The organism is Neorhizobium sp. NCHU2750 (assembly GCF_003597675.1).
Taxonomy (GTDB): Bacteria; Pseudomonadota; Alphaproteobacteria; order Rhizobiales; family Rhizobiaceae; genus Neorhizobium.
Genome location: NZ_CP030828.1, coordinates 560,959 through 575,428 on the forward strand (window position 1 = coordinate 560,959; position 14,470 = coordinate 575,428).

Consider the following 14,470-nt stretch of genomic DNA (forward strand, 5'->3'; position numbering starts at 1 on the left):
TTGCATCGCGGTGGAGCGCGAGGCAGAGCGTGGAGGGGCTCATGTACAAGTTCAATTTTGAACCGGTTCTGGCTGGCTTTAACAACCTGCTCTATGGCGCGTGGGTCACCGTCCAGTTGTCATGCGGTGCGATGGTGCTTGGCCTCATTGTCTCGGTCCTCTGTGCCGCCGGCAAGACATCGCGTATCGCGCCATTGCGCTGGGTCATCGATGCCTATGTCGAGATCATCCGCAATACGCCCTTCCTGGTGCAGATCTTCTTCATCTTCTTCGGTCTGCCGACGCTCGGCCTGCGGCTGACGCCAAATAGCGCAGCACTGCTCGCCCTTGTCGTCAATTTCGGCGCCTATGGCACTGAAATCATTCGCGCCGGCATCGAATCGATCCAGAAGGGGCAGGTGGAGGCTGGTACGGCGCTTGGCCTGTCGAAGCTGCAGATCTTCCGCTACATCATCATGAAGCCGGCACTGAGGACCGTCTATCCTGCGCTCACCAGCCAGTTCATCTACCTGATGCTGACGTCGAGCGTGGTTTCGGCCATTTCCGCCGACGATCTCGCCGCTGCCGGAAACGACCTACAGTCGGCAACATTTGCCAGCTTCGAAGTCTATATCGTCATCACCGTCATGTATCTGGTCATGTCGATCATCTTCTCTGCAGCCTTCTCGCTGATCGAGAAAGCCACATTCCGTTATCCGCTGAGCCGATAGGAGACTGGCCATGTTGATCAGACCTTTTGGCTGGAACGAATTCTGGATCATCGTCATGGCGGCGCAATGGACGATCGCGCTGTCGGCGATCGCCTTTGCCGGTGGCGGTATCGGTGGCCTGTTCATCGCATTGGTGCGTGTTTCGGATGCAAGATGGCCGCGGCTGATCGCGACCGGCTTCATCCGTGTCTTCCAGGGTACGCCGCTGCTGATGCAGCTTTTCCTGGTGTTCTTCGGCATGAACATCATCGGCTTTGCCATCAACCCATGGATCGCGGCGGCCGTGGCGCTGACGCTGCATGCCAGCGCCTTTCTGGGTGAGATCTGGCGCGGCTGCATCGAAGCCATCCCGCCGGGCCAGCGTGAGGCTGCAACCGCGCTCGGGCTGCGGTATTTCAACCGGATGCGCTATGTGATCCTGCCTCAGGCGTCGCGCATCGCGGTGGCGCCGACGGTCGGTTTTCTCGTGCAGTTGATCAAGGGCACGTCGCTCGCAGCCATCATCGGCTTTACCGAACTGACCCGCCAGGGCCAGATCATCAACAACGCGACGTTCAGCCCGTTCATGGTGTTCGGTTCGGTGGCAGCCATCTACTTCGTCCTCTGCTGGCCTTTGTCGCTTCTGGCACGCCGGATGGAAGTCAGGTTTTCCCGGTCGACAACACGTTGACCGGTCCCAGCCGGCGGGAGGATGCCGGATGAGAAGAAAGGGTAGGAGCATGAATATTTCCAGACGCATGGCGATGGCCGGCATCGGTGCCGCATTGCTGATCGGTGCGACCGCGTCGTTCGCATCCGCGCAGACGGTAGACACCATCAAGCAGGCCGGCACTCTCAAGGTCGGCATGCTGGTGGACTTCCCTCCGTTCGGCATCATGAATACGTCGAACGAACCGGACGGCTATGACGCCGATGTCGCAAAACTGCTCGGCAAGGAATGGGGTGTGAAGGTCCAGATCGTTCCGGTGACCGGCCCGAACCGCATTCCCTATCTGCAGAGCAATCAGGTCGATCTGCTGGTCGCCTCGCTCGGCATCACCGAGGAACGCGCCAAGAGCGTCGATTTCTCCGATCCCTATGCCGGCATCTCGGTCGGCGTCTTCGGCCCGACATCCACGCAGGTTTCCAAGCCCGAGGATCTGTCCGGCAAGACGATTGGCGTCGCTCGCGCTTCGACGCAGGACACGGCCGTCACCAAGATCGCACCGAAGGATGCCAAGATCCAGCGTTTCGATGACGATGCCAGCGCGGTGCAGGCACTGCTGTCCGGTCAGGTGGATCTGATCGGCGTATCGAACGTCGTCGCAGCACAGATCGACCAGGCTGCTCCCGGCCGATTCAACCAGAAGATCCAGCTTACCAGCCAGGTCCAGGGCATCGCTGTCCGCAAGGGATCGACCGAACTGCTGGCAGCCGTGAACGCCTTCGTACAGAAGGTCAAGGCCGACGGCGAACTCAACAAGATCCACGAAAAGTGGCTTGGTGCTCCGCTGCCGGACTTTGTCTCCGCTGCGAAGAAGTAACCGAAATCAGGCCTGAAGGAGTTCCTCGCATGACCGAGGCAAAAGCAAACGCGGCTGCGGCGGCCATGCACGGAAACTCCGATGCGGCCGTCAGCATGGCAGGCGTCAACAAGTGGTATGGCGCCTACCATGCGCTGAAGGAGATAAATCTCTCCGTCAATCGCGGCGAGCGGATCGTCATCTGCGGGCCATCGGGCTCCGGCAAGTCGACGCTCATCCGCTGCATCAACCAGCTGGAAGTCATCCAGAAGGGGCGCATCGTCGTCGACGGACATGACCTGACGGCCGGCGGCAGGAATGTCGATCTGGTGCGCCAGGAAACCGGCATGGTGTTCCAGAGCTTCAATCTCTTCCCGCATATGACGGTTCTGGAGAATTGCACGCTTGCGCCGATGAAGGTCAGAGGCATTTCCAAATCTGAGGCTGAGGCCACTGCTAGCCGTTTCCTCGAGCGTGTGCGCATTCCCGAACAAGCGGCCAAATATCCCGCCCAGCTTTCCGGCGGCCAGCAGCAGCGCGTGGCGATCGCCCGCGCGCTCTGCATGAACCCGAAGATCATGCTGTTCGACGAACCGACCTCGGCGCTCGACCCGGAAATGGTCAAGGAAGTTCTCGATACGATGATCGATCTGGCCAAGGAAGGCATGACCATGCTTTGCGTGACCCATGAAATGGGCTTTGCGCGCCAGGTGGCCGACAGGGTGATTTTCATGGATCGCGGCGAGATCCTCGAAATGGGGCCGCCGGACACGTTCTTCGACAATCCGCAAAACGAGCGCCTGAAGAATTTCCTCGGCCAGATTTCCTGATTGCCGTCGCATAGGAAGACAGACATGAAGCCAGATATCCTGCTCCTCGAGCCGATGATGAAACCGATCGAGGAACAACTCGATGCGCTCTACACCGTCCATCGTGCCTATGATGGGAGCCAGAAGGCCGGCGTGGAAGAGGCGCTGCCGCGTATTCGCGGGGTGGCAACCGGCGGCGGCGGCGGCATTTCGAACGAATGGATCGAGAAGCTGCCGAGCCTTGGCGTCATTGCCGTCAACGGGGTCGGCACCGACAGGATCGACCTGAAATTTGCCCGCGAGCGCAATATCGACGTGGCAACGACGCTTGGCGTATTGACGGACGATGTGGCCGATATCGGCATAGCCCTGATGCTCGCCGTTTTGAGACATATCGCCTATGGCGACGCCTATCTGCGCAACGGAAAGTGGACGAAGGGCGAGTTTCCGCTCGGCGTCAGCCCCAAGGGCAAGCGGGTCGGCATTCTCGGCCTCGGCCAGATTGGCAAGGCTTTCGGCCGCAAAGCCGAAGCCTTCGGCATGTCCGTCCGCTACTGGAACCGCTCGCCGGTGAGCGACACCGACTGGAAGGCCTGTGCAACGCCGATCGAACTTGCCGAGGACAGCGATGTGCTCTGCGTGGTGATCTCGGCCAATGCCGAAACCCGCAACATCATCAACGCAGACATACTGAAGGCGCTCGGCCCGAAGGGATATCTCATCAATATCGCTCGCGGCACCGTCGTCGACGAGGATGCCCTTCTTGCCGCCTTGAATGATGGCACGATCGCGGGCGCCGGTCTTGACGTCTTCGTCAACGAGCCGAGTATCAGGCCGGACTTCTTCACAGCGCCCAACACGGTGCTCATGCCGCATCAGGGCAGCGCCACGATCGAGACGCGCCTCGGCATGGGTGAGATGGTGCTGAAGAACCTCGCCGCTTATTTTGCCGGCGAAAAGCCCCCGACCACAGTCAACTGAGGCGCAAAGCCATGATTATTCGACAGGCCTTCTTCGAAGGCGTAATTCATGCCGGCAAGGACGAAGCCTTCAAGGCCTATGTCGCGGAGAAGCTGATGCCAATGTGGCTCGCCTTTCCCGGTATCCGCGAGGTCAAGGTTCTCTATAATGTCGAGCGCGACGAGGGAGCGCCCTCCTATCCGATGGCCCTCTGGACGGCCTATGACAGCCGTGAGGCGCTTGCCGCCGCACTGGAATCGCCGGTGCGCTACGAGAGCCGCGAGATGACCAAGGGCCTGATGGAGATGTTCGACGGGCGTATCCATCACCACGTGTTCGACCTCGCACACGGATAACAACGAGCCGCAATCTCGATTGTTGGACTTCAACCCGCCCCGCGCGGGTCGCTTGCGCCGATCACCTCGTTCCCCTCGATCCTGATGGCGCCCGCCAGACCGGCGAGCGGGCTGAGTGCCGGGATCGGGCTGACCTCATGTCCCATCGCCTGCAGGGCGTTGCTGCCACGCATCGGTTCGAGCTTCAGGCTATCCCTGCTGTCTGAAAATGTCCGCCCGAGCAGAAACCGTGGTGCGTGCAGCGCCTCATTAGGTGCAAGGCCATGGTCGATCATGTGGCGCAGGATCACGCAACTGGTCTGCGGCTGGCCATCGGCCCCCTGCGTTCCATAGAGCAGGTAGGGCTTTCCGCCCCTGGTGGCGATGCCGGGTGTCAGGGTATGGAAAGGTCGGCGCCCCGGCCTCAGGCGGTTCGGTCCGTCGGTCAGGCGAAAGCTTGCTCCGCGATTATGCCAGATGATCCCGGTTTGCGGCAGGCAGCAGCCGCTGCCCCAGTCGTAATAAGTGCTCTGCAGCGCTGAAATGCATCGGCCTTTACGGTCGCGCGCTGCAAAATAGACAGTGTCCGCGGTCTCGAAGACATGCGGCCAAGCCCTGGCGCTTTGCCGGTCAACTGAAGCGGCCCGTTCGTCCAGATGCGCGGGCGACAGCAATTTCTCGGCATAGGCACGTGCATCGTCGGCATCATCGATTCTGCCACGGTCGAGAAATGCGGCTTTCACCGCTTCGACCATCAGGTGGTAATCGTCTGCGCTGCCCATTTCCGGCGCAGGGCCGAGCCGGTCGAGAATGCCCATGATTTCCAGCGTCGTCACGCCCTGTGTCGGCGGCGGTGGTGCATGAAGCAGGACGTCGCGATAGGCAACCTGCATAGGCGCGCCATGCTCTGCCCTCGTCGCCGCAAGATCTTCCGGTCTGGCATTAATGCCGATATTTCGAAGGTCGGCCAGAATGCGGGCGGCAAGGTCCCCCTGGTAGAAACTGTCGAGGCCATTCTCGGACAACGCAGATAGGGTGCCGGCCAGAGCCGGCTGGATCATCTTCTGTCCCTGCCGTGCTTCGGCATAGGTCTCGAAGCCGAGCCAGTTGCCGATTTCGTCGGCGCGGAACTGCGTCCAGAACTCCTGCGACGCGCCAACCGGAAAACCGTCGCGGGCAGCCTTGATGGCCGGCTCGAGCAGCGGTGCAATATCGCAGCCTGGTGCCTGGAGCGCGATGGCCGTTTCCCATGTCCGTATCGCCGCCGCAGTGGTGAGGATGGACCGCGGTCCGCGCATTTCGATCTGCGCGACGTTTTCGGTAAAGGAGAAAGCCTGGCCGATGCCATTGATGGCGGTCACCGTGCCTTCCGCATCCGCCGCGAGCCAGACCGCATCGCCGCCGATGCCGCAGAAATGCGGCATGACCACGCTCAGCAACGCGCCGATCGCGACGGCTGCCTCCGCTGCGGCAGCGCCGGCCGCGAGCAGTTCGTTGCCGACGGCAGTTGCCATAGGGTGGGGGGATATGGCCAGGTGATCCGTCATGTCAGTTCGTCATTCTAAGCGGTTGCACGGGAGCCCACAGTCTTACAACGCCGCTCTTGACCACGCCGACCACGGCGGCATTGCTGCGCACCGCCTCCTCGGCCGTCTCTGCCGCAAGAAGGATGAAATTGGCGATCTCTCCGACAGATAGCGCCGGCGCCGTCATCCCGGTGATCTTTTCTGCGTCGCTGGTGATCATGGTGTGGATGGTCCGCATATCGGCATCGGTCGCCAACTGGTCGAGATTGGCATAGAGGCCGGCCATGCGCAGCAAGGATGCATCGCCAAAGGGTGTGAAGGGGTTCTGGATATTGTTGGTGGCCAGGGCAACGGTGACGCCGAGATCCCTGATTTCTTTGGCGGGCGCGATGCCGCGCGGGCGCAGAGGATTGTCCCGAGAGCCGTTCAGGAATGCATCGGTGGCGGGCAGTACAACAAGGGCAACACCTGCATCCGCCATGGCCTTGGCGATGGTTGTCCGGCGTTCCGGATCAAAGGCAGCAAATTTCGTCGCATGGCCGACGGTCACGCGGCCCTGCCAGCCACGCTCGACGGTCTGTCGGATGATCTCGGGTAAGATCGAATTCTCCGGATCCAGGTTGAAATCCGCATGGAAATCGACGTCGACATCATGCTTGCCGGCCATGTCGAATATCAAGCCGACATGCGCCGCCGGATCGGGGTCGGTATAGGGGCAGCCGCCGACGAGATCGGCGCCCATGCGCAGGGCTTCGTCGAGCAGCGTGAGTGTTTCCGGCTCGTTCGTCAGTCCCTCCTGGGCGAAGGCACAAAGCTGCAGATCGATCAGCGCCGCCCATTCCTGCCTAAGGCGGAGGAGGCCTTCGAGACTGCGCAGGCCCGCGCGGGGATCGACCTCGACGAAACTCCGCATGCGCTGCGTGCCGGCCCTCACGGCCATCTCCAGCACCTTGCGTCCGCGCGTTTCCACATCTTCTGCGGTGAAACCGCGCTTCGCATCAGCCGTCAGTCGAACGGCTTCGGCAAGAGTGCCCTCGCAGAGCGGGCAACGCCCGAGAATCATCGCCTTGTCGAGATGAACGTGCGCATCGGTGAAACCGGACATCAGGAGCGCGCCGGCACCGTCCAGGCGCTTAACCGTATCGGTCGCTGTGACCGTTCCGATTGCCGCGATCCGTCCATTGCTCACATGGATGGACTTTGGTCCGTGCCCGGCGGCCAGGCGGATGTTATCGATAATGAAATTGCCGTCGTCATTATGTTGCATCTGTCGCCACTTGCCCGTTCCCGTCCGGAATCACCGTGAGAATAGATCAGCATTCGCGACGATGCGCGAGTGACCTGTGGGTTACGTCGCCGATGAGACCGAAGGCCGATCCTTTGAGGCGCATCATCCGCCAAACGAACCACACAATCGGCCTGCTCACACTGCGCTCGACGGCACAAGATGTGGCGATGCCGCAATGCAACGGTTGAACATTCCGAACCATCGTAATCGACGGGAGAATGTTCTTTCGACTGCGCCTTAATCTCTGTCGTGCCAGTCAGCAACTGCCCGACACACCGTTCACCGGCCAGTCGATCCTCGTCGTTTCGTCCTCGGACATCCGGCCTGAGGCGGACCTTCCGGATCAGGGCAAGCAGGAGAAAAGTCATGCTCAGCAACTCGCTGATCGAGTTGGATCGCGCCCATCTTGTCCATCCCGTATCGTCGTTTCGTGGTCACGAGAAACTCGGCGTACGCGTTCTGCGCTCCGCCAAGGGGGCAACGGTGACCGATGCAAGCGGTCACCAGCTCATCGATGGTTTCGCCGGCCTTTGGTGTGTCAATGCGGGCTATGGCCACGAAAGCATTGTCGAAGCTGCGGCCAAGCAGATGCGTGAACTGGCTTATGCCACTGCCTATTTCGATCTCGGCAGCGAACCGGCCATCCGGCTTGCCTCGGAACTGGCGGACAGGGCTCCCGGCGACCTGAACCATGTCTATTTCACCCTTGGTGGCTCGGATGCCGTCGACAGCACGATCCGCTTCATTCGCTATTACTGGCATGCCAAGGGTACGCCGCAGCGCGACCAGTTCATATCGGTCGAACAGGGCTATCACGGATCTTCGACCGCGGGCGCCGGTTTGACCGCGCTGCCCGCCTTCCATGCCGGCTTCGGCGTTCCCTACGAATGGCAGCACAAGATCCCCTCGCACTATGCCTATCGCAATCCGGCCGGTAGCGATCCGGCGGCCATCATAGCCTCCTCGCTGGATGCGCTGAAAAGCAAGATCGAAGCGATTGGGCCGGAGCGCGTGGCCGCGTTCTATGTCGAGCCGATCCAGGGTTCGGGCGGTGTCCTTGTCCCGCCGCCGGGCTGGATGAAGGCCATGCACGAACTTTGCCGTTCCTACGGCATCCTGTTCGTCGCCGACGAGGTCATTACCGGCTTTGGCCGCACAGGCCCGCTCTTCGCCTGCTCCGACGAAGATATCGTGCCGGACTTCATGACGACCGCCAAGGGCCTGACATCCGGATATGTGCCGATGGGCGCCGTATTCATGTCCGACCACGTCTATGAGGTTCTTGCCGACGCTGCCGGTGAGGCCGCGATCGGTCACGGCCAGACCTATTCCGCTCATCCGGTCAGTGCCGCCGTCGGCCTTGAAGTGCTGAAGCTCTATGAGGGCGGCTTGCTGGAAAACGGGGTGCGCGCCGGTGCGCGGCTGATGGCCGGCCTTGAGAGCCTCAAGGATCACCCGCTGGTCGGCGATGTTCGCGGCCGGGGCATGCTTGCGGCCGTTGAACTGGTCACCGACAAGGCGAAGAAGACACCGCTCCCGGCGGCGGCGGCTCCTGCGCGCAGGGTCTTCGATCGCGCATGGGAAAACGGCGTCGTGCTGCGGGCCTTCGGCAATGGTGTACTCGGCTATGCTCCGCCGCTCTGCTGCACGGATGCGGAAATCGATGCCATCGTTGAACGGACCAGATTGACCCTCGATCAGACCCTGCAGGATCCGGACGTCCGCGGGGCCATGGCCTGAACAAAGCTATTGCCTGGCCCAGAGTGTTTCCCAGGGCCAGGCAACGCAACCGACTGCTTCCCTCCCGGCGCCGATGACGCACCGGCGGGTATCGCGAGCAATGCTGCTGCGGCAGGCTCAGGCTTGTTCCAGCGAATAGGCTTCCATCAGTTGGGCGGCGTCGGACCTCAGGCCATTGTTGACGTGCAATATGTCTGAAAGCCCGCTTTGTAGGATTTCCTGAAACGCCTCGAGGTCCGTTATGAGATCCTTCAACCCGGTGGCATTGAGGCGGCCCGTCTCCACCTTGCCCATTACCCGGATTGCGGCAAGTCCAAGCGCCAGCCTCTTCATCTCTGATGCGCGGTCGAAAAAGCTCTTCAGCTCTCGTTCCATATCGCCAAGGCTCTTCAAGGCGTGAGCTTGGAAGGTCGATAACTGGTCTCGTAGAAGAGCTTGCTCCCGCGGGTGATCGACGCCGACGATCGGCTCTTCGTTCTGAAAACCGTTAACGACTTCCTGCTGGAGGTAGGAGGTTGCCAGCAGAAACGCACCGATATGGATCGTGTGCGCCACCCTGACGGCCGCATCCAGAAAATCCCGCAGGCCCTGCTGAATCTGGTCGGAGAGAAGATTGTAGTTGTTGGAGATTGTCGCGATGGCAGCGCCGGCATCGCCCATCTGGCCCGCGTGCACGAGCAGGTTGAGCGGTACGAAACGATAAGCCTGGTACCCCTCGGTGATTACGCGTGCGGCGCGCAGAAGTCGGCCGGTCGATGGTATCAGACGAGCATAGAGCGGTAGGGTCTGCTTGCCGCGCCGTTCGAGTTGCTCCTCTCTGGATGCGAACTCCGCCACGAGGCTTTCCGCCATGAAGGCGTCGTAACTGTCAAACCCGAGCTCAGAAAGGCGCGCCAACAATAGCCTTGCACTTTCAGCGGGGGACAGTTCCTCCTCGCCTTCTGCGCGCAGCAGCTTTGCATATTCCGCCTGAACGACATCGAACAGGGCGCTGCCAGGTTTCAATCGCACCGAGAGAAAGCCGCCTTCGCAGGGTGTAATAATGGCATATACCCAGTAGAATCGCCCGTCCTTGGCGCGATTTTTAACATAGGCGCCAGTCGGTAGCCCCTTTTTCAACCTGTCCCAGAGCAACCAGAAAACGGCACGTGGCATCGCTGGATGGCGAATGATATTATGTGGCCTCCCAGCCAGTTCGCTCCATGAATATTGGCTGATCCGCTGAAATACTTCATTGCCGGATTGGATCTTTCCCCGCCCGTCCGTCCGGGAGAAGAACAACTCGTTAAAATAGAATGGAGACTCTATTTCGATTGAAACATCTGTCTCGCTGATATGCTTTTTGAGTTTCATGTATTAATCCGTCAAATCGCGAGAATACCCTCCCGTATTCGTGACATGGATTTGTTGCATCGGATTTTCACGTTGTCATTACTGATTTCAGCTGCTTTTGACGATCGTCAAGCATGCGACGAGAATTTCAAATTTTAGCGAAATTGTTCCTGGAAAGAATGATGGAGCGCGGCGCAGACCATCAGGGCAAGCGCTCTTTGAATGTTCAATTGCCTACAGCAGCGCCGTAGACTCGGCTCGGACGGGCGGAACAGCCAGGCCGATACGCGCGGATGACAGGATCCGTCGCTATTCGTCGACGCGATCGGTTATTGAGGCGGAAATTGTCTCATGAAGCCGAACGATCGCTTCAAGATCGGAATCGGCGGCGTCGACCAGAACCTTGTCACGCAGGCCGACGAGAATCTCTTCTGCGCGAGCTGCCATGATCTCGCCTTCAACCGTGAGCCATATGGCATTGGCACGGCGATCCTTTTCGTCCGGCTTGCGTTCGATAAGATTTGCCGCGCTTAATTCATCGAGCAGGCGGACAAGCGCATTGCTTGATTGTCCTATAGCGTCAGCAAGCTGAACCTGTCGAAGGCCGCCGCCCAACCTGTAAAGCCAGATCAGCACATCCGCACGGGCGGCCGATATGCCTTCGTCCGCCAAGGCGCGCTCCGCCAACCGCCGCCAAAGGTTGGCGCCGCGCAATATGGCTGCGGTAGCTTTGCGCTTGAGTATCTGCCGGCTGTCCATCGGGCTGCTCTTCAGTGTTTCGAGGCAATCTGTCTGAACCTTTCGGATCACAAAATGGGCTCTACACAATTTGATGACTTGAGAATAGTACGCATGTGAACTATTTACATGACGTAAAGCAAATCCCGACAGGAAATCGCGGAGGCCGGTCAGCCGGCAATCCTACCGTTCTCGCCTCGGCCTGATGCAGCATTCGCGCGTTGGTTATGCGCGCTCGGCTGCAGGTCTGCGGTTTCGTGAACGTCCGATGGAGCCCGCCGGGAATCGTTGGTAATGAGCAAAAGAATGGCAGTGCTATCACAATTACTGAATCCGACTTCTGACGATGTCGTCTTCTCGGTGAAGACCTTCGCCGCTGCCGTTCTTGCCCTCTTGATCTGCTACACTTTCGACTTGCAGGGGCCGCAATGGGCCTTCACAAGCGTCTATATTATTGCAAATCCTTTGGCGGGCGCCAGCGGATCCAAAGCGCTTTACCGGCTGATCGGGACTGCCGTCGGTGGCGCTGCCACCGTCGTCTTCGTTCCCAACCTCGTCAATTCGCCCGAGATCCTGACGATTGCCATTTCGTTATGGGTAGCAACCTGCCTCTATATAAGCCTGATGGATCGTTCGCCGCGCGGTTATGCCTTCATGCTGGCAGGCTATACCGCGGCGCTGACGAGTTTTCCCGTCGTTGATGCGCCGGACACGGCTTTCACCTATACGACGGCGCGGACGATGGAGATCGGCGTCGCCATCATCTGCACTCTCTTCTTTAATGTCGTGTTTTTCCCCAAATCGGCCAGCAGCGTCCTCGCAAGACGCGTCGATGGCTGGCTTGCCGATATGCGCGGGCTGGCCGGCCAGGTGCTACAGGGCGCCGGAGAGCAAAGAGTGGTGACGCCGCTCTCGCGAAAGCTTGCAGCCGAAGCGATCGACATCCGCCTGTTCACCACGCATGCGTTCTTCGACAGTCCGAGCCTTCGTAGAAAAGCGCAACTGTCACGCGAGCTGCAGCGCATGATGGTGGCCATGCTGCCGGTGATCTCTGGGATCGAAGACGTTCTGGCCGCCTTCAAGAGCAGCAAGGCCGGAATTCCGCCGGAAATCAAGCAACTCGTCGACGACGTGTCTCTCTGGATGAAGGAAGAAACGCCTCTTTCCGGCGAGGATAGAAATACGCTTTGGAACCGCTTGAAGGCGCTTGCCGAGCGTGGAGCGGATGATGGCAGCTGGTCAGGGATCCTGTCGCGAAACCTGGCGTTCCGCCTCCAGGATCTGGTTCAGACCTGGAGCGACTGCCTGGATCTGAAGAATGGCGTCGAACCCAACCGTACCCGGTCACGCCTACTCGTACGTCTTGGCCTGACTGGTTCACAGCGCCCGATGCATCGCGACTACACCATGGCAGCGTTTTCCGGTCTCACGGCCGCGCTTACGACGAGCGTCGGCTGCCTCATCTGGATATCGACCGGCTGGTCGTCCGGCTCCGCAATGGTTCTGATGGGCGCCATCATGATGTGCTTTTTCGCGGCGATGGACAACGCCCAGCCAGTTATCCGAAACTTTATGATGGCGAGCATTTTTACCGGTGTTGCCGCGTTCATCATTCAATTCGCGTTCACGCCGATGATTACCAGCTTTTCGGCCATGATGGCAGTGCTGGCAGTCGTTTGTATCCCGGTGGGCCTGCTGGCAGCCAGGCCTCAGACGTTCCTCATCGGGATGTCTGTCGGCACCAGCCTCCCCAACATGCTTGGTCTTCCGGCGCGCCCGACTTTCGATGCGGCAACTTTTCTGAATTCCAACACTGCAATGATTGCGGGCATGATGCTGGCGTTGGTGGTGACGGTCCTCGTCAAGACCGTTGGGACGGAGTGGAGTGCCAAACGTTTGCTTCGCGCGGGATGGATCGATATTCGCTCCATTGCCGCGGCGGAATCGGGACGCGATTTTACCCGGCTGCTTCATAAAATGCTCGACCGGCTTGCACTTTTGGCACCGCGCATCAACGCTTTGCCAAAGACGTCTCACATCCATGGCGAAGATATCCTGAAGGACATGCGCGCGGGCTTCAACCTTATCGAGCTGCAGCGCGCCATTCAGGGTTTGCCGGGGGGCGATGGCGCTTTTGTTCGGGACGTGGTTCAGGCCATGGCCGGCTATTACGACCGCAAGATCCGTAGCACAGGCCACGTCGCTCCGGACGAGCATCTTCTGCAGTGCCTGGATCGCTGCCTCGATGCGCTCATCACCGCGCGATCGGATGTTGCCGTCGACGCTTCGCGTGCCTGTGCTGCGCTGCGTTACACCCTCTTTCCATCTGCCGACGACTTCAAGCCGGTGCCGGCGCGTCAACTCCAGGAGCAGGCCGCATGAAGCCGGAAATCGATCTCTACGGCGTATTCATTCCAACCCTCGCGCTTTGGGGGCTAATTGCCTACCTTCTCAGCACCGTTTTGCGCAGGCTGCTTGATAGGGTTGGTTTCTACAATCTCGTTTGGCACAGGCCGTTGTTCGACCTTGCCATGCTCGTTTGCATTCTGGCCGGCCTCGTCGAGGCTGCCGACAAGGTGACATTATGAAAACTCTTCTCGCGGCGTCGGGCCGTGTACTCCTGACATGCGTGTTCGTGTGTATCGCAGGTGTGCTGGGATACCATATCTGGGACTATTATATGAACCTGCCGTGGACTCGTGACGGCAAACTTCAGGCAGACGTCGTTCGCTTGACCACGGACGTGTCTGGCATCGTCAGCGAGGTTGACGTGCATGACAACCAGAAGATCAAGATGGGAGATGTCATCTTCAAGATCGACAGCGCCCGCTTCGTGCTGGCCAAGCGGGATGCGGAAGCCCAGGTGACCAGTTCACAGGCGGCTTTGCGTCAGGCGAAGGCCGATCTTGCCCTCTATCAGCGTCTGGGTGATGGCTCGGTTACGCGACAGAAGATTGACCAGGCCCAGACGACCGCCGATCAGGCCGAAGCAACCTATCAGACTGCACTGGTTACGCTCGATACGGCAGAGCTCAATCTTGAACGGTCCACTGTCAAAGCACCGGTCAATGGAGTGATCACCAACTTCTCGCTACGGCCGGGTGACTACGTGACAGCGGGAGCAACGGTTTCGGCCCTGGTTGATAGCGATTCATATTATGTCGATGGCTATTTCGAAGAGAACAAGCTCGACCGGATCAAGCTCGGCGACAAGGCACATATTGGCTTGATGGGAACAACCGGAGTGCTCAAAGGCCATGTTGTTGGCATCGCCGCTGGTATCGAGGACCGTGAACGTACCGATACGACGGATGCGCTGGCCAACGTGACCCCGACATTCACCTGGGTTCGATTGGCACAACGCGTGCCGGTGCGTATAGCGCTGGACGATGTGCCTCAAGGAACAGTTCTGGTCGCTGGCCGAACTGCGAGCGTCAGCATTGCTGAAACACCCTGACGACGACAAATCCGGGACTTCGCTGTCGGCTGATGGCTGGCAGCGAACCACTGGATCCTGTTGGAGAGATATT

General features: G+C 59.7%; 14 protein-coding genes. 10 read left to right on the forward strand and 4 right to left on the reverse strand.

Annotated features, from left to right (window positions below; translation table 11 throughout):
• Positions 1–41 precede the first annotated feature (41 nt).
• The 6 genes from NCHU2750_RS23260 (at position 42) to NCHU2750_RS23285 (ending at position 4,337) form a co-directional block, all read left to right on the forward strand.
• The gene (locus NCHU2750_RS23260; RefSeq protein ID WP_119944123.1) at positions 42–710 is read left to right on the forward strand and encodes an amino acid ABC transporter permease; all 669 of its coding nucleotides are present in this window, start codon (positions 42–44) and stop codon (positions 708–710) included.
• A 13-nt stretch (positions 711–723) separates the two neighbouring features.
• The gene (locus NCHU2750_RS23265; RefSeq protein ID WP_119944352.1) at positions 724–1,380 is read left to right on the forward strand and encodes an amino acid ABC transporter permease; all 657 of its coding nucleotides are present in this window, start codon (positions 724–726) and stop codon (positions 1,378–1,380) included.
• Positions 1,381–1,429: 49 nt separating this feature from the next.
• Entirely contained in the window at positions 1,430–2,233 is an 804-nt protein-coding gene (locus NCHU2750_RS23270) for a transporter substrate-binding domain-containing protein (RefSeq protein ID WP_162939758.1), read from the forward strand.
• Between the two features lie 65 nt (positions 2,234–2,298).
• Entirely contained in the window at positions 2,299–3,042 is a 744-nt protein-coding gene (locus NCHU2750_RS23275) for an amino acid ABC transporter ATP-binding protein (RefSeq protein WP_162939775.1), read from the forward strand.
• 24 nt (positions 3,043–3,066) lie between these two features.
• Positions 3,067–4,002, forward strand: a complete 936-nt coding sequence (locus NCHU2750_RS23280) for a 2-hydroxyacid dehydrogenase (RefSeq protein ID WP_119944126.1) — start codon at positions 3,067–3,069, stop codon at positions 4,000–4,002.
• 11 nt (positions 4,003–4,013) lie between these two features.
• A complete protein-coding gene (locus NCHU2750_RS23285; RefSeq protein ID WP_119944127.1) occupies positions 4,014–4,337 on the forward strand; it encodes a hypothetical protein in 324 nt (107 codons plus the stop codon).
• Between the two features lie 29 nt (positions 4,338–4,366).
• On the opposite strand, the gene NCHU2750_RS23290 is transcribed toward NCHU2750_RS23285, so the two are convergent.
• Positions 4,367–5,863, reverse strand: coding sequence for a gamma-glutamyltransferase family protein (locus tag NCHU2750_RS23290; RefSeq protein ID WP_119944128.1), 1,497 nt, complete (start codon positions 5,861–5,863; stop codon positions 4,367–4,369).
• Position 5,864: 1 nt separating this feature from the next.
• The gene (locus NCHU2750_RS23295; protein WP_119944129.1) at positions 5,865–7,109 is read right to left on the reverse strand and encodes an amidohydrolase family protein; all 1,245 of its coding nucleotides are present in this window, start codon (positions 7,107–7,109) and stop codon (positions 5,865–5,867) included.
• Between the two features lie 387 nt (positions 7,110–7,496).
• Between NCHU2750_RS23295 and NCHU2750_RS23300 the strand changes: the two genes are divergently transcribed.
• On the forward strand, positions 7,497–8,870 hold the full coding sequence (locus NCHU2750_RS23300; protein ID WP_119944130.1) for an aspartate aminotransferase family protein: 1,374 nt from the start codon (positions 7,497–7,499) through the stop codon (positions 8,868–8,870).
• 117 nt (positions 8,871–8,987) lie between these two features.
• On the opposite strand, the gene NCHU2750_RS23305 is transcribed toward NCHU2750_RS23300, so the two are convergent.
• The gene (locus NCHU2750_RS23305; protein ID WP_119944131.1) at positions 8,988–10,223 is read right to left on the reverse strand and encodes a PAS domain-containing protein; all 1,236 of its coding nucleotides are present in this window, start codon (positions 10,221–10,223) and stop codon (positions 8,988–8,990) included.
• 288 nt (positions 10,224–10,511) lie between these two features.
• On the reverse strand, positions 10,512–10,961 hold the full coding sequence (locus tag NCHU2750_RS23310) for a MarR family winged helix-turn-helix transcriptional regulator (RefSeq protein WP_119944132.1): 450 nt from the start codon (positions 10,959–10,961) through the stop codon (positions 10,512–10,514).
• A gap of 285 nt (positions 10,962–11,246) precedes the next feature.
• On the opposite strand from NCHU2750_RS23310, the gene NCHU2750_RS23315 reads away from it, so the two are divergent.
• From NCHU2750_RS23315 to NCHU2750_RS23325, 3 genes are read left to right on the forward strand one after another with little or no spacing between them, the layout of a single operon-like run.
• Entirely contained in the window at positions 11,247–13,322 is a 2,076-nt protein-coding gene (locus NCHU2750_RS23315) for an FUSC family protein (RefSeq protein ID WP_162939759.1), read from the forward strand.
• On the forward strand, positions 13,319–13,528 hold the full coding sequence (locus tag NCHU2750_RS23320; RefSeq protein ID WP_119944134.1) for a DUF1656 domain-containing protein: 210 nt from the start codon (positions 13,319–13,321) through the stop codon (positions 13,526–13,528). Before NCHU2750_RS23315 ends, NCHU2750_RS23320 begins: the two co-directional genes overlap by 4 nt.
• Positions 13,525–14,397: an efflux RND transporter periplasmic adaptor subunit gene (locus tag NCHU2750_RS23325; protein WP_119944135.1), complete on the forward strand. Its 873-nt coding sequence runs from the start codon at positions 13,525–13,527 to the stop codon at positions 14,395–14,397. Before NCHU2750_RS23320 ends, NCHU2750_RS23325 begins: the two co-directional genes overlap by 4 nt.
• Positions 14,398–14,470 lie beyond the last annotated feature (73 nt).